The organism is Jiangella alba, assembly GCF_900106035.1.
GTDB lineage: Bacteria > Actinomycetota > Actinomycetes > Jiangellales > Jiangellaceae > Jiangella > Jiangella alba.
Window position 1 is genome coordinate 2955931 of sequence record NZ_FNUC01000004.1, and the last position, 16271, is coordinate 2972201.

Annotated in this window: 26 protein-coding genes and 1 tRNA gene; 20 read left to right on the forward strand and 7 right to left on the reverse strand. The window is 72.3% G+C overall.

The window, feature by feature from the left end:
* Positions 1-101: 101 nt before the first annotated feature.
* The 7 genes from BLV02_RS31640 to BLV02_RS36890 all read left to right on the forward strand — a co-directional run bounded on the left by BLV02_RS31640 (position 102) and on the right by BLV02_RS36890 (position 4490).
* Positions 102-1349, forward strand: coding sequence for a glutamate-5-semialdehyde dehydrogenase (locus BLV02_RS31640; RefSeq protein ID WP_069112101.1), 1248 nt, complete (start codon positions 102-104; stop codon positions 1347-1349).
* A 17-nt stretch (positions 1350-1366) separates the two neighbouring features.
* Complete coding sequence (locus tag BLV02_RS36885; RefSeq protein WP_171906763.1) at positions 1367-1516, forward strand: hypothetical protein; 150 nt, start codon at positions 1367-1369, stop codon at positions 1514-1516.
* 19 nt (positions 1517-1535) lie between these two features.
* The gene (gene nadD, locus BLV02_RS31645; protein ID WP_074946845.1) at positions 1536-2141 is read left to right on the forward strand and encodes a nicotinate-nucleotide adenylyltransferase; all 606 of its coding nucleotides are present in this window, start codon (positions 1536-1538) and stop codon (positions 2139-2141) included.
* 48 nt (positions 2142-2189) lie between these two features.
* Positions 2190-2588 (forward strand): ribosome silencing factor, encoded by a 399-nt coding sequence (rsfS, locus tag BLV02_RS31650; RefSeq protein WP_069112100.1) that lies wholly within the window; start codon positions 2190-2192, stop codon positions 2586-2588.
* Positions 2585-3220 carry a histidine phosphatase family protein gene (locus tag BLV02_RS31655; protein WP_069112099.1) on the forward strand — a complete coding sequence of 212 codons (636 nt, stop codon included), beginning with the start codon at positions 2585-2587 and terminating at the stop codon, positions 3218-3220. The genes rsfS and BLV02_RS31655 overlap by 4 nt, the downstream gene beginning before the upstream one ends.
* 112 nt (positions 3221-3332) lie before the next feature.
* Positions 3333-3405 (forward strand) — tRNA-Ala (locus BLV02_RS31660).
* A gap of 170 nt (positions 3406-3575) precedes the next feature.
* Entirely contained in the window at positions 3576-4490 is a 915-nt protein-coding gene (locus tag BLV02_RS36890) for an NAD(P)-dependent oxidoreductase (RefSeq protein WP_069112313.1), read from the forward strand.
* A gap of 47 nt (positions 4491-4537) precedes the next feature.
* Here the strand turns inward: BLV02_RS36890 and BLV02_RS31670 are convergent, their stop codons facing one another.
* Genes BLV02_RS31670 through BLV02_RS37345 form a run of 5 tightly spaced genes read right to left on the reverse strand, consistent with a single transcriptional unit; the run spans position 4538 to position 7007 of the window.
* Positions 4538-4969, reverse strand: a complete 432-nt coding sequence (locus BLV02_RS31670; RefSeq protein WP_069112098.1) for a GNAT family N-acetyltransferase — start codon at positions 4967-4969, stop codon at positions 4538-4540.
* On the reverse strand, positions 4966-5889 hold the full coding sequence (locus BLV02_RS31675) for a MerR family transcriptional regulator (RefSeq protein ID WP_069112097.1): 924 nt from the start codon (positions 5887-5889) through the stop codon (positions 4966-4968). The genes BLV02_RS31670 and BLV02_RS31675 overlap by 4 nt, the downstream gene beginning before the upstream one ends.
* Before the next feature lie 56 nt (positions 5890-5945).
* Positions 5946-6248, reverse strand: a complete 303-nt coding sequence (locus BLV02_RS37335) for a hypothetical protein (RefSeq protein WP_218133518.1) — start codon at positions 6246-6248, stop codon at positions 5946-5948.
* A complete protein-coding gene (locus BLV02_RS37340; protein ID WP_218133519.1) occupies positions 6245-6790 on the reverse strand; it encodes a metallophosphoesterase family protein in 546 nt (181 codons plus the stop codon). Before BLV02_RS37340 ends, BLV02_RS37335 begins: the two co-directional genes overlap by 4 nt.
* 34 nt (positions 6791-6824) lie before the next feature.
* Complete coding sequence (locus BLV02_RS37345) at positions 6825-7007, reverse strand: hypothetical protein (protein WP_069112096.1); 183 nt, start codon at positions 7005-7007, stop codon at positions 6825-6827.
* Between the two features lie 66 nt (positions 7008-7073).
* On the opposite strand from BLV02_RS37345, the gene BLV02_RS37350 reads away from it, so the two are divergent.
* The 3 genes from BLV02_RS37350 to BLV02_RS31695 all read left to right on the forward strand — a co-directional run bounded on the left by BLV02_RS37350 (position 7074) and on the right by BLV02_RS31695 (position 8810).
* The gene (locus BLV02_RS37350) at positions 7074-7352 is read left to right on the forward strand and encodes a hypothetical protein (RefSeq protein ID WP_216094278.1); all 279 of its coding nucleotides are present in this window, start codon (positions 7074-7076) and stop codon (positions 7350-7352) included.
* A gap of 99 nt (positions 7353-7451) precedes the next feature.
* Positions 7452-7793, forward strand: coding sequence for a hypothetical protein (locus BLV02_RS31690; protein WP_069112094.1), 342 nt, complete (start codon positions 7452-7454; stop codon positions 7791-7793).
* Positions 7794-7859: 66 nt separating this feature from the next.
* Positions 7860-8810, forward strand: a complete 951-nt coding sequence (locus tag BLV02_RS31695; RefSeq protein WP_069112093.1) for a LysR family transcriptional regulator — start codon at positions 7860-7862, stop codon at positions 8808-8810.
* Here the strand turns inward: BLV02_RS31695 and BLV02_RS31700 are convergent.
* Entirely contained in the window at positions 8762-9403 is a 642-nt protein-coding gene (locus tag BLV02_RS31700) for a TetR/AcrR family transcriptional regulator (protein ID WP_069112092.1), read from the reverse strand. The genes BLV02_RS31695 and BLV02_RS31700 overlap by 49 nt on opposite strands.
* A gap of 102 nt (positions 9404-9505) precedes the next feature.
* Here BLV02_RS31700 and BLV02_RS31705 point away from each other — a divergent pair, with 102 nt between their 5' ends.
* The 3 genes from BLV02_RS31705 (at position 9506) to BLV02_RS31715 (ending at position 12278) form a co-directional block, all read left to right on the forward strand.
* Positions 9506-10765, forward strand: coding sequence for an FAD-dependent oxidoreductase (locus tag BLV02_RS31705; protein ID WP_069112091.1), 1260 nt, complete (start codon positions 9506-9508; stop codon positions 10763-10765).
* Between the two features lie 42 nt (positions 10766-10807).
* On the forward strand, positions 10808-11626 hold the full coding sequence (locus tag BLV02_RS31710; protein ID WP_069112090.1) for a helix-turn-helix domain-containing protein: 819 nt from the start codon (positions 10808-10810) through the stop codon (positions 11624-11626).
* Between the two features lie 64 nt (positions 11627-11690).
* Positions 11691-12278: a dihydrofolate reductase family protein gene (locus BLV02_RS31715; protein ID WP_069112089.1), complete on the forward strand. Its 588-nt coding sequence runs from the start codon at positions 11691-11693 to the stop codon at positions 12276-12278.
* Between the two features lie 42 nt (positions 12279-12320).
* On the opposite strand, the gene BLV02_RS31720 is transcribed toward BLV02_RS31715, so the two are convergent.
* On the reverse strand, positions 12321-12545 hold the full coding sequence (locus tag BLV02_RS31720; protein WP_069112088.1) for a DUF7218 family protein: 225 nt from the start codon (positions 12543-12545) through the stop codon (positions 12321-12323).
* Between the two features lie 239 nt (positions 12546-12784).
* Here BLV02_RS31720 and BLV02_RS31725 point away from each other — a divergent pair, with 239 nt between their 5' ends.
* The 7 genes from BLV02_RS31725 to BLV02_RS31755 are packed head-to-tail and all read left to right on the forward strand — an operon-like array spanning position 12785 to position 16270.
* Positions 12785-13009: a hypothetical protein gene (locus BLV02_RS31725; protein ID WP_069112087.1), complete on the forward strand. Its 225-nt coding sequence runs from the start codon at positions 12785-12787 to the stop codon at positions 13007-13009.
* A 51-nt stretch (positions 13010-13060) separates the two neighbouring features.
* Entirely contained in the window at positions 13061-13618 is a 558-nt protein-coding gene (locus BLV02_RS31730) for a hypothetical protein (RefSeq protein ID WP_069112086.1), read from the forward strand.
* A gap of 5 nt (positions 13619-13623) precedes the next feature.
* Positions 13624-14598, forward strand: coding sequence for an SRPBCC family protein (locus tag BLV02_RS31735; RefSeq protein WP_083288759.1), 975 nt, complete (start codon positions 13624-13626; stop codon positions 14596-14598).
* Between the two features lie 7 nt (positions 14599-14605).
* On the forward strand, positions 14606-15022 hold the full coding sequence (gene gvpJ, locus BLV02_RS31740) for a gas vesicle protein GvpJ (RefSeq protein WP_069112085.1): 417 nt from the start codon (positions 14606-14608) through the stop codon (positions 15020-15022).
* Positions 15019-15813, forward strand: coding sequence for a GvpL/GvpF family gas vesicle protein (locus BLV02_RS31745; protein ID WP_069112084.1), 795 nt, complete (start codon positions 15019-15021; stop codon positions 15811-15813). The genes gvpJ and BLV02_RS31745 overlap by 4 nt, the downstream gene beginning before the upstream one ends.
* A complete protein-coding gene (locus BLV02_RS31750; protein WP_069112083.1) occupies positions 15801-16019 on the forward strand; it encodes a gas vesicle protein GvpG in 219 nt (72 codons plus the stop codon). The genes BLV02_RS31745 and BLV02_RS31750 overlap by 13 nt, the downstream gene beginning before the upstream one ends.
* Positions 16016-16270 carry a gas vesicle protein GvpO gene (locus tag BLV02_RS31755; protein ID WP_069112082.1) on the forward strand — a complete coding sequence of 85 codons (255 nt, stop codon included), beginning with the start codon at positions 16016-16018 and terminating at the stop codon, positions 16268-16270. Before BLV02_RS31750 ends, BLV02_RS31755 begins: the two co-directional genes overlap by 4 nt.
* The last annotated feature ends 1 nt before the right edge of the window (position 16271 follow it).

Here is a 16271-nt window from a genome sequence, read left to right on the forward strand (position 1 = left end):
GCCGCGAGCGTCGTTCTCGCGGGCGCGGTGGCAGGTGCGGCGCGGTTCTCACCCGTACGACCAGCCCCAGGCCATTCGGGCCACTCATCTAGACTGGCTGGGTGACCACCACCGTCGCCGACCTCGGCCGCGCCGCCCGCGGCGCCGCCGCCGACCTCGCCGTCCGCACCCGCGCCGAGAAGGACGCCGCCCTGCATGCCATGGCCGGCGCGCTCGAGGCCAACGCCGCGGCGATCATCGAGCGCAACGCCGCCGACGTCGAGCGGGCCCGCGAGACCGGCACCGCCGACGCCATGATCGACCGCCTCCGGCTCGACGAGCCGCGCATCGCCGGCATGGCGGGCGGGCTGCGGCAGGTCGCGGGGCTGCCCGACCCCGTCGGCGAGGTCGTACGCGGCTACACGCTGCCCAACGGCCTGCAGGTCACGCAGCGCCGGGTGCCGCTGGGCGTCGTCGGCATCATCTACGAGGCTCGCCCCAACGTCACCGCCGACGCCGCCGGGCTGGCGCTGAAGAGCGGCAACGCCGTCCTGCTCAAGGGTTCGTCCAGCGCGGCCGACTCCAACGAGGCCATCGTCGGCGTGCTGGCCGCGGCCGCCGAGGACGCCGGGCTGCCGCGCGCCGCCGTCCAGCTGGTCCTGGGCGGGCGCGACCAGGCCAAGGAGCTCATGCGGGCGCGCGGCCTGGTCGACGTGCTGATCCCGCGTGGCGGCGCCGGCCTCATCCGCAGCGTGGTCGAAGAGTCCACCGTCCCCGTCATCGAGACCGGGGTCGGCAACTGCCACGTGTACGTCGACGCCGACGCCGACCTCGCCATGGCGCTGCAGATCCTGCTCAACGCCAAGACGCAGCGGCCCAGCGTGTGCAACGCCGCCGAGACGCTGCTGGTGCACGCCGGCGTCGCCGCCGAGTTCCTGCCGTCGGCGCTGGCCGCCCTGCGCGCGGCCGGCGTCACCGTCCACGGCGACGAGCGGGTCCAGGGCTACGACGACGCCGTCGTTCCGGCCACCGACGACGACTGGTCCGCCGAGTACCTCTCGCTCGACCTCGCCGCCGCCGTCGTCGACACCCTCGACGACGCCGTCGCGCACATCCGGCGCTGGGGGAGCGGGCACACCGAGGCCATCGTCACGCGGTCGCTGGCGGCGTCGCGGCGGTTCGCGGCCACCACCGACTCCGCCGCCGTCATGGTCAACGCCTCCACCCGGTTCACCGACGGCGAGCAGTTGGGCTTCGGCGCCGAGATCGGCATCTCCACGCAGAAGCTGCACGCCAGGGGCCCGATGGGCCTCCCGGAGCTGACCACCACCACGTACGTCGTCACCGGTGACGGACACGTGCGGGGCTGACGGTAGGCTTCTGCCTCATGGACACCGTCGTGCTGCTGGCCGAGGAGGCGCACTCCTCGTCGTCGGAGGGTTTCCCCGCGTGGGGTTGGGGGCTCTCCGCGTTCGCCATCCTGGTCGTGCTGCTGCTCATCGTGCTGAGCTTCGGCAAGGGCCGCGCGCACGCCTGAGCAGGCTGCGGGCACTACGGTGTCGTCGGTGAGCAACCCGAAACGCCTCGGCGTCATGGGTGGGACGTTCGACCCCATCCATCACGGTCACCTGGTGGCGGCCAGCGAGGTCCAGCACTGGTTCCACCTCGACGAGGTGGTGTTCGTGCCCACCGGGCAGCCGTGGCAGAAGACGGGCCGCGACGTCACCCCGGCCGAGGACCGCTACCTGATGACGGTCATCGCCACCGCGTCGAACCCGGTGTTCTCCGTCAGCCGGGTCGACATCGACCGCGCCGGCCCCACGTACACCGTCGACACCCTCCGCGACCTGCGCGCGCAGTACGGCGACGACACCGAGCTGTTCTTCATCACCGGCGCCGACGCGCTGGGGCAGATCCTGTCCTGGCGCGACCACGACGAGCTGTTCGACCTCGCGCACTTCGTCGGCTGCACCCGGCCGGGGCACGACCTCTCCGCCGTGGGACTGCCCGAGGGCAAGGTCACGCTGGTCGAGGTGCCCGCACTGGCGATCTCGTCCAGCGAGTGCCGGCAGCGCGTCGCCGGCGACGAGCCCATCTGGTACCTCGTGCCCGACGGCATCGTCCAGTACATCAACAAACGCGGCCTCTACGTCGAGGCATGAGACTCTGGACCGGTCGACTCACCGGTCCCACACAGAAAGGAACGCCGCTTGACCGCAACCGATCGCGCCATCCAGTTGGCGGTCGCCGCCGCGGAGGCCGCGTCCGACAAGCTGGCCGACGACATCGTCGCCTTCGACGTGTCCGAGCGCATGGCGATCACGGACGTCTTCCTGGTGTGCTCGGCCTCCAACGACCGCCAGGTGCGCTCCGTCGTCGACGCCGTCGAGGAGCGGCTGCGCGACCTCGGCGCCCGTCCCGTCAGCCGTGAGGGCGAGCGTGAGGGGCGCTGGGTGCTGCTCGACTACGTCGAGATCGTCGTGCACGTGCAGCATGCCGAGGAGCGGGTGTTCTACGCCCTCGAGCGGCTGTGGAAGGACTGCCCGACCATCGAGCTGCCGGCCGAGGTCAACGCCGGACGGGGCCCGCGCTCCGGGGACGAGGGGTGAGCCGCCGCGTCGTCCTCTGGCGGCACGGACGCACCCAGTGGAACGCCGCCGGGCGGTTCCAGGGCCAGACCGACGTCGACCTCGACGAGCTCGGCCGCGAGCAGGCGCGCGACGCGGCCGCCCGGCTGGCCGCGCTCGCGCCGGACCTGCTGGTGTCGTCGGACCTGCAGCGCGCCCAGGACACCATGGCGGCGCTGGCCGCCCTCGTCGGCCTGGACGTCGCCCTGGACCCGCGGCTGCGCGAGACGTTCGCCGGCGACTGGCAGGGCTGCACGTCCGCCGAGATCGCCGCCCGCTGGCCCGACCAGTACAAGGCCTGGCGCGGCGGCGACCCGCTGCTGCGCGTCGGCGGCGGCGAGACCCGTCAGGAGGTGGCCGAGCGGATGTTCGCCGCCGTCAACGCCGCCGCCGCCCAGCTGCCTGAGAACGGCCTCGCCGTCCTCACCTCCCACGGCGGCGCGGCCCGGCTCGGCATCGCCGCGCTCATCGGCATGCCGCTGCACCGCTTCACCAACGTCGGCGGGCTGTCCAACTGCTCGTGGTCCATGCTGCGAGAGGGCGACGACGGCTGGATCCTGGTGGAGCACAACGCCGGCACCCTGCCCACTCCGGTGGTGATCGAAGAGGGGTGACCTGGTACTCTCTCCGAGGTCGATCGGCCGCTCCACGGGGCCGGTCACCGCGGGCGGATCCGATTATGAGGTTCACCCAGCCGTCGGCTAAGCTTACGAAGCCGTTCGGCACGGGGCTGTGGCGCAGCTGGTAGCGCACCTCCATGGCATGGAGGGGGTCAGGGGTTCGAGTCCCCTCAGCTCCACCCCATCTGCTGGTCAGCGGTCATGTCGGCCGTCCTCCTCGAGGACACGACATGGCCGCTCGCCATTTCACCCGACGACGAGCCGCTGGCCGCGCCCGCGCCGGCTCCACCTCGGTGCGGATCCCGATCGCTTGACCTGGACCCGGGGGTTCCGGTCTAGCGTGCTCGAGATGGGAGAACACGCGAAGCGAGCGGGTGCGGGGGCGGCGGAGCCGCCCAGGATCGCGGTCGTCGGTCTGGGAGCCATGGGTTCACGGATCGCTCGCCGGCTGGTGACGCGGGGCCATGACGTCGTCGTGTGGAACCGCACCGAGGCGAAGGTCCAGCCGCTGGTCGCCGCCGGTGCCGGCGCGGCCGCCAGCCCGGCCGACGCGGCGCGCCGTGCGGAAGTCGTCCTGGTCATGGTGTCCGACCCGGCCGCACTCGATGCGGTCGTCGACGGCCCGGACGGTCTGGCCCGTGGACTGGGCGCCGCCGGCGCCGCCGGCGCCGTCGTGCAGCTGTCCACCGTGACGGTGGAATCCGTGCACGCGCTGCGCGCCCGGCTGCCCGAGCACACCCTTCTCCTGGACGCGCCGGTGCTGGGCAGCCTCGCGGAGGCCGACGGCGGGACGCTCACGATCCTGTGTGGCGGCACCGACGCGGCCGTCGAGCGGTGCGCTCCCGTGCTGAGCGAGCTCGGCTCCGTGGTCGGCCTGGGCGCCCTGGGGTTCGGCACCGCGGCCAAGCTGCTGGCCAACAACGCGCTCTTCGGCGCCCTCGGTGTTCTGGGGGAGAGCATCGCGATCGGCCGGCGGCTGGGCCTGCCCCTCGAGGCGATCTTCACCGCGCTGTCGCACACCCCGCTGGCGGCACAGGCGCAGCGGCGCCGGCCGGCGCTGGAGGCCGGCGCCTACCCGCCCAGATTCGCCCTGGAACTGGCCAGGAAGGATGCCGACCTGATCGCGGCGGCAGCGGCGGCGACCGGCCCGCCCCTGAAGGTGAGCTCGGCCATGCGGGCGTGGTTCACCGAGGCGGAAGCGGCCGGGCACGCGGCGGACGACTACACCGCCGTGCTCGCGCACATCCTGGCTGCCAGGGCATGAACCCGGGTGCGGGTCGCCGTTCCCGACCAGCGCACCGCGGGCGTCGGTCAGAGGACCAGCGACCAGCGCCCGGCCGCGTCGTCGAGCGTGAAGCCTTCGGACTCCCAGAAGGTGATGGCAGACGCGTTGCCGGCCGCCACCATGGCGTCGACACGGACCGCACCCATCAGCAGGGCGCGGCGCCGTGCCTCATCGACCAGCGCGCCGGCAACTCCGCAGCGGCGGTGATCGGCATGGACGGCGAGACGGTAGAGGTGGCAGCGCCAGCCATCCCAGCCGACGATGACCGCACCGATCACCTCACCGGCGCACTCGGCCACGACGAGAGCATCCGGATCCCGGTCGAGCAGCCGCCAGACGTCGCGCCATCGTCCCGGCGTCCGCGTCGGCCCGGCCGAGGAGGTCCAGAGCCGCAGGACCTGCTCCAGGTCAGCGCCTACGGCGGAACGAACCGTGACCCGCGCGGCGGCCGCACTCACGAGGCGAGCTCTTCAGCATCGCGCAGCCAGGCCAGCACCTGACCCGCGTGCGCACCCGGTGAGCCGACCGGATGCCACACGTGGGCGATCGCACCGGCGTCGACGACGAGCGTCAGCCGGGTGTACAAGCGGTGCGGGCCGGCATCGAACGTCGGCAGGCCGAGGGCGCCGGCTACGTCCAGGGCCGGGTCGGAGAGCAGGTCGTAGGGCAGCCGCAGTCGCCGTGCCACTTCCGTCTGATAGGGCGTGGGCTGCGACGACAGGCCGTAGACCGCGCCGGCGCCGGCGGCGAGCAGCTCGGCGTGATGGTCGCGGAACCCACACGCCTCCTCGGTGCAGCCCCGGGCCCCCGGGATGGTGTCCCAGCCCTCCGGCAGGTCGACACCCGGGCGTCCCGTCAATGGGTAGAAATAGATCACCGAACGCCGCGGCATGCGCCCGAGACACACCTCGTCGCCGCCGGTCGAGGGGAGGACGGTCATGGGCAGCGGCCGTCCGGTCAGCCGCGTGACGTCCACCGGAGACGGCGCCGGCCCGGGAGCCGGCGGTACGGGGACCTCGGGCATCCCGCGACCGGCCGCGTCGTCGAGTCTCGCCTGCAGCAGCGACCGCCAGTTCGTGAACGCGTCGATGCGTTCGGTGAGCCCGTCGATCGCGCTGCGGTAGGCCGCCAGCGACGACACGCACTCGTCCGGGCTGAGGTGCCCGGAGGCGAGGCATTCGACGAACGGCCGGGTCTGCTCGACCCGCAGGCCGAGCCGGGTGAGTTCGCGGATCTGCCGCACCTGCTCGACCGCCAGCTCGCCGTAGTCGCGGTAGCCGTTGGGATGACGCGCCGGGACGACCAGCCCCTGCTCTTCGTAGTAGCGCAGCGCGCGCAGCGAAGCGCCCGTGCGCCGCATCACCTCTCCGACCCGCATGCCAGCACGGTAGACCCGCACCCCGGGGTGCGGGTCAAGCGATCATCAGGTCGCCCTCAGAACCGGTCCACCAGGTACACCTCCCGGCCGGCGCCCGGATCGCGCGCCATCAGCGTGTGGCACCGCAGGCCGGACCCGGGTGGCAGGTCGACGAGGGCGGCTCCGGCGCCGGTCACCGCCCGGGCGAACCGGGGCGCGGCGGTGAGATCGATCCTCGTGACGACGCCGGGGACGACCCAGACCGGCACGGCGCCCAGCGACCCGGACAGCTGGAGGTGGAAATGGCCACACAGGACCGCTCGGACGTCGGTGCCGGCGATCGCGGCCGCGAGTCGTTCCGGAGAACGCAACCCGATCATGGCCAGCGGGGAGTACGGCGGGTCGATCGGGGGTGATGCAGTGCGATCACACTGCCGGCCGGAGCCGGCCGGCTCAGCAGCTGCCGCAGGCCGACGAGTTGTTCGTCTCCGAGCTCACCGTAGGCCGATCCGGGCACCAGCGAGTCCAGGGTGATGATCCGCAGCCCGCCGACCTCGCTCACGGCACAGCGGACGCCGGGGCCCGCCACCAGCCGGCCGACGTCACGGCCGCCGGCGTCCAGGTGCCCCGAGCCGAGTGCCTCCTCGAACGCGGCGCGGTCGTCGTGGTTGCCGGTCGTGTAGATCTGCGGAACACCGCGCTCCCGGGCGAAGTCGCCGACGGCCTCTCGCACGGCACGACAACCCGCGGCCGACCCGTCGTCGGCGATGTCACCGGTGACCACCACCGCGTCGATGTCAGGAACGTCGTGAAGATCGCGAAGCAACCCGCGCAGCGCCGCCAGACCGTCGACGCCGTCGGCATCGGCCCCGGTCGCGGAGACATGGGTGTCGGAGAGGTGCAGAATCCGGTGCATGGACATCGGCCGACCGTAGAACCGCACCCGTGGGTCCTGGTCAAGCACCACCCGTCTCGGCACGACGGAGGCGCTCCCGGGCCTCGGCCTCGGACAGCGAGGTGATGGGCTGCCCGGCCACGTGCTGGTACTTGGCGTCGTAGGCCCGGGTCCAGACACCGGCCGCCCAGGACCGTTCGAGCTCGTCGGCGATCATGCTGTCCCAGTCGTGCACCACCAGCAACGCGTCACCGCTCCAGCGCAGGTTGCCGGCTCGAGGGTGGGCACCTCGTCCGGCCGCGGGGCCAGCATGATCAGCTGCGCGAACGCGTCGGCGAAGGCCCGGGCCGCATCGCCCGCGCTCGGGAGCATGGCGCCGCCGGGGACGTGGGACTCGGCGGTCGCGACGTCCTCGCCGATCGGCTCGGCGCCCGCCCGTGAGCGGCTGCGGGCACGGATAGCCGGCCTGGAACAAGCGGCGCTGGACCTCGACGCATGCCGCCAGGCGCGGCGAGTCCGGACGGATCTTGACCACGACCTCGCGACCGTCGGCCAGCCGCAGCCCGACGACCACGGGGCGAGCGCGTGATAGAGGCCGCCTATCGCCTCATCGGTGATCGTGCTTGGACGTGCGCCGAGCCCGGGGGAGATACTCGAAGAGTAGCTCGTGAGAGGAAAGGGGCGTGCCATGAACGCCCGAGCAGAAGTCCTTCCCGTCGACGACCTGACGGTCGTCCAGGAGGCCGTGAGGTCCTACATCGTGCCGGCCGGCGCCCTCGTCGCCCGCCCGCCGCGGGCCGTGCCCGCCGGCGACTACGTCGCACGCCTCGAGAGCGGTGGAGTCGGAGGTCCGTCCTTCGTGGTGCTGCCCTTGGCGGACGGTTCCCCGGCCGAGAACATCATTCTGGCCGGCGCCCGTGAGGTGACGGCTCGCTCGCCTCGCTACGCCCGCGTGGCGACCCGGAACGGAGCCGTCGTCTATCGGCTGCGCATGCCGCCCGCGTTCACGGGCTGGTCGTCGCACGACTGACGGCACAGGCTCCGGGCCGCGAAGGAGCCCGATAGACTCGTCTCAGCCTTCCCGGTGAGGCCCGAGATGCAGTTCCGGCAACTGGAGTACTTCGTCGCCGTCGCGGACGAGCACCATTTCGCGCGTGCCGCGGACAAGTGCTTCGTGTCGCAGCCCGCCTTGTCGGCCGGTATCGCCAAGCTCGAGGACGAGCTCGGCGTCGCGCTCATCAACCGGGTGCACGCGTTCGAGGGACTGACGCCGGAGGGCGAGCGCCTGGTCGGGTGGGCGCGCCGGATCCTGGCCGAGCACGACGCGCTGAAGGCCGAGGTCAGCGCGATGCAGACCGGCGTCGGCGGGACTCTTCGGCTCGGCGTCGGGCCCACCACCGCGGCGGCCGCGGTCACGGTCATCCGCGCCTTCTGCGCCCGGCATCCGCTGGCGCACGTGCGGCTGTCCGAGCATCTGTCCGCCCCCGAACTGCAACGACGCCTGCGCGGCTTCGAGCTCGACGCCGGCATCGGCTATCTGTCGCCGGGGGACCAGGACGGGCTGCACGTGCTGCCGCTGTACGAGGAACGCTACGTGCTGGCCGCGAGCCCGGAGCTGCTGCCGGCCGGCGCCACCCAGATCGGCTGGGCCGACGCGGCCCGGCTTCCGCTGGTGCTCCTGAACGAGCGGATGCGGGTGCGCCAGGCCATCGACGACGCCTTCGCCGCACATGGCATCGAGATCGACCCGCAGGTCGTCGCCGAGTCCGTGGCGTCGTTGTCGGCGCACGTCCACGGTGGTCAGTGGGCCACCATCGGGCCGCACACCCTGCTCTCCGACGACGGCTCGAGCTCCTCCGGGCTCCGGACGCTGCCACTCGTGGACCCCGAGATCACCATCACCATCGTCCTCGCGATCAACGCCGCGGCCCGCGACGCCGCGGCCGTCCGTGCCTTCGCCGCCACGGCCGCGGCGCTGCGGCTGCGCGAACGCCTGGGCTACCCGCGGGTGGCGTCGCTCGGCGGCGGTCCGGTGAGCAGGCCCTGAACGATCGGGCCCAGCCAGGCGACCAGGGTGTCGTGGCCGGCCGAGGCCAGCGGTTCCTGCTGGAGCGAGTACCGGGCCACGGCCACCCCGAGCAGCTGGGCGCACACGAGGTCGCACCGCAGCGCCGCATCGGGCGTGTCCAGCGCCGCGACCAGCTGCGCGGTGAACTCCTGGTCGATGAACTCCCGCAGCAGCATGGCCGAGACGTCGGCGTCGTCGGCGGAACGCGCCATGATCAGGAGTGGCTCGACCCGCTCCGTCGCGTCCCATACCTCGAGGAACCGCCGGACCAGCCGGGCGCCGAACCCGTCCAGGCCGTCGGCGAGCAGTCTGCCGATGGGTTCGCGCGGGCTGTCGGCCATGCTCATGACCGCGGCGAAGAGCTGGTCCTTGCGCCCGAAGAAGTAGTGGATCATCGCGGGGTCGACCTCGGCGTCCGCGGCGATGGACCGGACGGTCGCGCGCTGGTAGCCGTTCGCGGCGAAGCTCACTCTGGCGGCGTCCAGGATCCTGCGCTTGCTCTCCTGTCCGCTCCGCCATCGGCCCTGGCGGTTCGGCCTGGCCTCCGGATCGGGGCTGTCCACGCTGCTCATCGCGGCCCAGCTTAGCCGCGGCGACGTTATCTCCAACACTGTTGAAGTATCTGGCGACGGCCTGTTACGTTTTCTTCGTCATTGCTGAAGAAAGGGGCTGGCATGTCGGGCGCCGAGAGTGAAGCCACCACCGCGTGCGTCGTCGGGGGCGGTCCGGCCGGGGCCATGGTGGCGCTGCTGCTGGCCCGCGCCGGGGTCGACGTGACCTTGCTGGAGCGGCACGGCGACTTCCTGCGCGACTTCCGCGGGGACACCGTCCACCCAGCGACACTCGACGTGCTGGACCAGCTGGAGCTGGCCGAGAGGCTGCACGCCCGGCCGCATCAGAAGATCGGCTCGATGAGCATGATCCGAGCGGGCCGGCGCCGCGAGCTGGCCGACTTCCGGCGGCTGAAGGTCAAGTTCCCGTACATCACGATGATCGGGCAGTGGGACTTCCTCGACTTCATCACCGGCGAGGCAGCGCGGTACCCCAACTTCCGGCTGCTGATGAACTCGTCGCTGCACGACGTCCTGCGCGTGGACGGCCGGGTCCGCGGCATCCGCTACCGCCACGGCGACGAGCACCACGAGCTTCGGGCCGAGCTGGTCATCGCCGCCGACGGGCGGCGGTCGGCCACTCGCGCCGCGGTCGGCCTGCACCCCCGTGCGAAGGGCGTGTCCATCGACGTCGTGCTGTTCCGCCTCTCCCGGCGTGACGACGACCCGACGGAGGGCATCACCCTCCGGCTCGACGGCGGGGACGTCCTCGGGCTGATCGATCGCGGCTCCTACTGGCAGTCATTCGTCGAGATCCCGAAGGGCGACGGCATCCGGGCGCTGCGTGCGGCCGGCATCGAGGCGTTTCGCGACACGGTGGTGCGGCTGGCCCCGTTCCTCGCCGACCGGGTCGGTGAGATCGAGTCCATCGACGCGCTCAACTTCCTCGACGTGCGCGTCGATCGGCTGCGCCGCTGGCATGTGCCGGGCCTGCTGGTCATCGGCGACGCCGCACACTGCATGTCGCCCGTCGGTGGCGTCGGGGTGAACCTCGCCGTGCAGGACGCGGTCGCCACGGCCAACACGCTGGTCGAACCGCTGCTCAGGTGTCAGGACGAGGGACTCCCGGTGCCGCGATCGGCCCTGGCGGCGGTCCAGCGGCGTCGAAGGCTCCCCACGACCACGATTCAGCTGCTGCAACGCGCCGCGCTGCGGGTCGACCTCAACGGTGCGACGGCCGGACCCGGCCCGGACACCGACGACGGCGCCGGGGCGGGCACCGGACTGGTCGCCGGCCTCATGGGACGGGTCATCGCCTACGGGATACGGCCCGAACGGGTGCGCAGCCGGCGAATCCTGACCCCGGGTCGACCACCGATGTGAGGAGTGATCCGCGATGCTGGGGCTGTGGAGTACGTGTCCCGAGTGCCGCGACCGCCGCTGGACGGGCTGATCGACGACCTCTACTACCTGGAGGGCGCGCCGCCGTACGCCCGGCTGATGCTGCCGCCGCCGGCGGCGCTGCTCATCGTCAACCTCGGGGCGCCGTTCCGCATCCGCGCCGGCGCCGACCTCGAGGCGGCCGAGTACGCCGACGGATGCGTGGTCACCATGCCCACCCGCGCGTGGGAGTTCGGCTACCCACCCTGGACCCGGTCCGTCGGCGTGCACTTCAAGCCGTGGGGGCTCGCGCCGTTCCTGCCGATGCCCGCGGCCGAGCTGTGTGACCGGCCGGTGACGGTGGAGCAGGTCTGGGCCCGGCCCGCCGTTGCCGAGCTGCGAGAGCGGCTGGCCACGGCGGACGGGCCGCACGAGATGCTGACGCTGCTCGAGGAGGAGCTGCTGCGACGGCTGTGCGAGACCGCCGGCCTCGGGCTGGTCCGTCACACGAGCAGGGTCATCGCGGCGACCACCGGGGCGGTGCCGATCGGCGACCTGAGCGTGGCGGCCGGTGTCAGCAGCACTCAGCTGGCGCTGCGGTTCAAGGAGCTCGTCGGCGTCACACCGAAGCGGCTGGCCCGCACCTACCGCTTCGCCGCCACCGTGTTCGCGCTCGACCCCGCCGGACCGGTCGACTGGGCCGGCCTCGCCGCTCGCGCGGGCTACTTCGACCAGGCCCACTTCGGCCACGAGTTCCGGGCGTTCACCGGGCTCACGCCGACCCGGTACGTCGAAGTCCGGCGGCGGTTCCAGCGCGAACATCCCGGCCACGTGCTGGACAACTGGCCGCTGCCGGCCGATTGATTTCTTACAAGAGCGACAGCTCACGACCCGCTAATTTGGGGCACCCAAGGCAGAGGAGCGCCCGATGGGCAAGGTAGTCATGTACAGCGCGGTGTCGGTGGACGGCTTCATCGCCGACGAGAACGACCAGCCCGGACCGCTGTTCGACTGGTTGACCAGCGGTGACGTCCCGTTGGACGAGAGCGGCGCGCTGAAGGTGTCGCAGGTGTCGTACGACTACACCCGGGCGTACTGGAACGAGATCGGGGTGACGGTCGCCGGCCGCCACGTCTTCGACATCACCGACGGCTGGGACGGGACGCCTCCGGCCGGTATCGACCACGTGGTCGTCGTGACACACCGGCCGGCGCCCGACGGCTGGGACCCCGAGGCGCCGTTCCACTTCGTCGACGGCATCGAGGCGGCCATGGCCAAGGCGCAGGAGCTCGCCGGCGACCGCGTCGTCGAGGTCGCCGCCGGCGACGTCGGCGGCCAGCTGCTGGCCGCAGGTCTGGTCGACGAGGTGCGCATGGACGTCGTGCCCGTCGTGTTCGGGTCCGGCAAACGCTTCTTCGGGTCGGTAGCCGCGCAGCAGCTGCTGGAGGATCCCGACGTCATGATGCGGGGCGACCGGGTGATCCACCTGCGCTACCGGGTGCGCCGGCCGAGCTGAGCCGGCACGCACGCCGGAAGGGTCGGCGGCCGCTCGCGTGGCTCAACTCTTGCGTGCGGTCGCCTTCCCGCCCTTGCGGCCCGCCTTCTTCTTCTGCGCGGTGGTGCCGCCCTGCGAGCTGTCGCCGCCGGAGCCGCTCTGTTCCCCGCCACGCTTCGACGCGCCGGGGGAGTTGGCGATGCGTGCCGCCCGCTCCTTCGACATGCCCTTGTCCCTGAGGGCTTCGTACTGCTTCTCGTTCTTGACGTTCGCCGACTTGCTGGGCATGGCGACCTCCCGTGGTCGTGTCTCGTCGGCCCGTACCCCGAGTCGACCGGGCCGATGCCACGTCCACGTCCCCGCCGACCATGAGCCGGCCCGCGTCGCCGCCCGCGCGCGTACCCCGCCGACGTCCTCGCATGCGCTGGGGAATGACGGTCCGAAAGGTCCGGGATCAACCCGTTTGCCGCACTCGTGGGGTGGTAACCGCCGAGCGTCGAGTCACTCGATCGGCTCTTGGAGGGCACATGCCGACGCGAAACCAGGAAGCGGTCCGGAAGACCGTCCTCGATGCGCTGATGCGCAAGGTCGAGGCGGACCGATACCCCTCGCCGACGATGCTCGACCACATCGAGGCGCTGCTCACTGACGACGACGTCGCCGAGTACGCCGCTCTGCTGGCGGAGCGGGTCGAGGAGGACCTCTACCCGAGCATCCCGATGCTCCGGCGACTGCTGCGGCTGGCCGCCTGACCGGCGGCGAGCGCGGCGAAGACACGAACCACACACCCGAGGGAGGGTGCGATGAACACGGCTACCAGGGTCGCCATGGCGGCGGCCAGCGGCTACATTCTCGGCCGCAGGAAGCGACTGAAGCTGGCGATCGCGATCGGCAGCATGCTGGCCGGCAAGCGACTGGCCACCGATCCGCGCGGCATGCTGCGCCAGGCCGGCGAGCTCGTCGAGAGCCGCCCCGAGCTGGCGCAGCTCACCGACCAGGTCCGTACGACGCTGTACACCGCCGCCCGCGGCGCCGCCGTCGGCGTGGTGGGCCAGCGCATCGACCACCTCAGCGACTCCATCCGGGACCGATCCGACCGGCTGACCGGTGCGGTCACCGAGCGGACCCCGATCAGCGGCGGCCGCGACTCCGACGACGTCGAGGACGTCGCGGAGGAGGAAACGGCCGAGGAGGAACCGGCCGAGGAAGAGCCCGCCGAGGAGAAGCGCCCGCGCAAGCGCGCCGCGAAGAAGGCGCCGGCCAAGCGCTCGGCGCCGGCACGCAAGGAGAAGCCGGCCCGGAAGCGGACGGCGAAGAAGACCGCGTCGTCCGGCCGCTCCCGCGCCGGTTCGGGGAGGTGACCCGCATGGCACGCACCGACACCGACGCCCGCCCGGACCAGAGCCTGCGCGGCGTGCTCGACGAGCTGCCGCTGGACCGGCTCAAGGACGAGGCGAAGAACGGGCTCACGTCGCTCGGCGAGTGGGCGATCCAGTCCGCCGGCAGCCGCATCGGCAAGGCGACCGACAAGCTCGACGACATCGCCGGCGGCGGGCCGATCGGCGCCTCCGCGCTGGCGGGCGCTGCGAAGGACGGCCTGCCCGGCGCGGTCAAGGGCGCCGTCGGCGGCGTCAAGGACAAGGTCGCGGGCGTCTTCTCCCGCGGCGGCTCGAACGACGGCACGAAGGGTGACAAGGCGACCCGCTCCACGAACATCGTCGAGGAGATCGACATCGGCGCCCCGGTCCGCGTCGTCTACGACCAGTGGACGCAGTTCCAGGACTTCGCCGGCTTCATGAAGAAGGTCGAGAGCGTCGAGCAGACGTCCGACGAGAAGCTGGATTTCAAGGCGCAGGTGTTCTGGTCGCACCGCACGTGGTCGGCGACGATCCTCGAGCAGGTGCCGGACGAGCTGATCGTCTGGCGCTCGTCGGGGGAGAAGGGCCACGTCGACGGGGCCGTGACGTTCCACGAGCTGGCGCCGCGGCTGACCAGGGTGGTCGTCGTGCTCGAGTACTACCCCAAGGGGATGGTCGAGCGGACCGGCAACCTCTGGCGGGCGCCCGGCCGCCGGGCCCGGCTGGAGCTCAAGCACTTCCGCCGCCACGTCATGGTGCACCTCCTGCGCGACGCCGACCAGGTCGAGGGCTGGCGCGGCGAGATCCACGAGGGCGAGGTCGAGGAGACCGACGAGGAGGCGCGCGAGCGCGAGGCCGAGGAGGACGAGGCCTACGACGAGGAGTACGCGGAGGACGAGGAGGACCTCGGCGACGAGGAGGAGCTCGACGAGGAGCCGGAAGAGGACGAGGAGCCGGAAGAGGACGAGGAGAGCGAGAGGTGATCGCGCCATGACGATGGTCAACCAGCGACGTTCCGGCGGCGCCCAGCTGCAGCGGCCATCGCCCAGCGGCCTCGCCGACGTCATCGACATCATTCTCGACAAGGGCCTCGTGATCGACGCGTACGTGCGCGTCTCGCTGGTCGGCATCGAACTGCTGACCATCGACGCTCGCATCGTCATCGCCAGCGTCGACACCTACCTGCGCTTCGCGGAGGCCACCAACCGGCTCGACCTGTACGAGCACGGCGGCAAGGACCTCACCGAGCTGATGGGCGACGGCGTGCACCGGGCCGCCAAGGGCAAGACGTCCGGCGCCATCGAGGGCATCAAGGACGCCATCAGCAGCGACGACGACGAGGACGAGGAGCGGCGGCGGCCGGCCAAGAAGGCCAGCGCTCGTCGCCGGAGGAGTCAGAGCGAATGAAGACGACGCAGGCAGCACCAACGATGGAGGGCCACGCGGCCGCGCCGACGGCGTACTACGTGTACGCCGTCGTGCCGGCCGGCGCGCCCGTGCCGGACGACCTGACCGGCATCGACGACCGCGGCGTCGAGCTGGTCGCGCACGGCCCGGTGGCCGCCGCGACCGGGACGGTCGCCACCGGCCGCGCGTTCGGGCGGCGCGACGACCTGCTCGCGCACAGCCGGGTGACGGACACGCTGGCGCTGGGCGGCGCGGTGATCCCGGTGCGGTTCGGCTCCGTGGTGTCCGACGCCGGCGGCGTCGTGGCCGAGCTGCTGGCGCCGAACGCGGACCACTTCGCCGCGGTCCTCGACGAACTGGCGGGTCGCCGGCAGTTCATCGTCCGGGCCCGCTACGACGAGGAGGCCGTGCTGGCCGAGATCGTCGCGGAGTACGCGGACATCGCCGCGCTGCGCGAGCGCACCCGCGACCAGAGCGTGGAGGCGAGCTGGGCCGAGCGCATCCGGCTGGGTGAGCTGGTCGCGCGGGCACTGGAGCTCAAGCGCGACGCCGACAGCGCGGCGCTGCTCGACCTGCTCGCCCCGGCGGCCGCCGACTGGAACGTCCGTTCGGCGGGCGAGATCGACTACCTCGCCGACGTCGCGTTCCTGGTCGCCGACGAGCAGCGCGACGCCTTCGAACGGGCCGTGGAACGGGCGGCGGACGACCTCACCGGGCGCGGCCGGATCCGGCTGGTCGGGCCGACCGCGCCGTACGACTTCGTGCCGGGTGACGACCCATGGGTGTCCTGACCGCCCTGGTCACCTGGCCGCTGGCGCCCGTCCGCGGCGCGGTCGCGGCGGCCCGGCTGGTCGGTGACGAGGCCGAGCGGCAGTACCGCGACCCCGTCGCCGTCCGCCGGGCACTGGAACAGGTCGAGCAGTCCCGCGCCGCCGGGCTGCTCTCGGACGAGGAGGCCGCGGCGATGGAGGACGAGCTGATCGGGCGGTTGCTGTGAAGGCGACGGAGACGGCCGAGCGGGCGGTCGAGCAACTGGCCACGCTCAGCGGGCGGACGGCCGAGGCCGTCACCGGCATCCACCGGACCGACGACGGCTGGCGGGTGCGGGTCGAGGTGCTCGAGCTGGAGCGGATCCCGCGCTCCACCGACCTGCTGGCCGAGTACGCCGTCGACCTCGACGAGGACGGCGACCTCACCGGCTACCGGCGCGTGCGGCGCTACACCCGCGGCGCGTCGAGAGAGGACTGAA